The sequence below is a fragment of the Mesobacillus campisalis genome, from assembly GCF_000986785.1.
GTDB classification, from domain to species: Bacteria; Bacillota; Bacilli; order Bacillales; family Cytobacillaceae; genus Mesobacillus_B; species Mesobacillus_B campisalis.
The window spans coordinates 1-446 of record NZ_LAYY01000094.1; the positions used below are offsets into that span (position 1 = coordinate 1).

At 53.6% G+C, this 446-nt stretch carries 1 rRNA gene; it reads right to left on the minus strand.

The window, feature by feature from the left end:
- Window positions 1–446, minus strand: a 23S ribosomal RNA gene (locus tag WQ57_RS22605); the annotation flags it as partial.

Sequence of the window (446 nt, forward strand, 5' to 3'; positions counted from 1 at the left end):
CTAAACAGTCGCCTGGGCCTATTCACTGCGGCTTTTCCGGGCTTTAACACCCTAAAAAGCACCCCTTCTCCCGAAGTTACGGGGTCATTTTGCCGAGTTCCTTAACGAGAGTTCTCTCGCTCACCTTAGGATTCTCTCCTCGCCTACCTGTGTCGGTTTGCGGTACGGGCACCTTTCATCTCGCTAGAGGCTTTTCTTGGCAGTGTGGAATCAGGAACTTCGGTACTATATTTCCCTCGCCGTCACAGCTCAGCCTTTGAGGGAAACGGATTTGCCTATTTCCCAGCCTAACTGCTTGGACGCGCTATTCCAGCAGCGCGCTTACCCTATCCTCCTGCGTCCCCCCATTGCTCAAATGATGAAGAGGTGGTACAGGAATATCAACCTGTTGTCCATCGCCTACGCCTTTCGGCCTCGGCTTAGGTCCCGACTAACCCTGAGAGGAC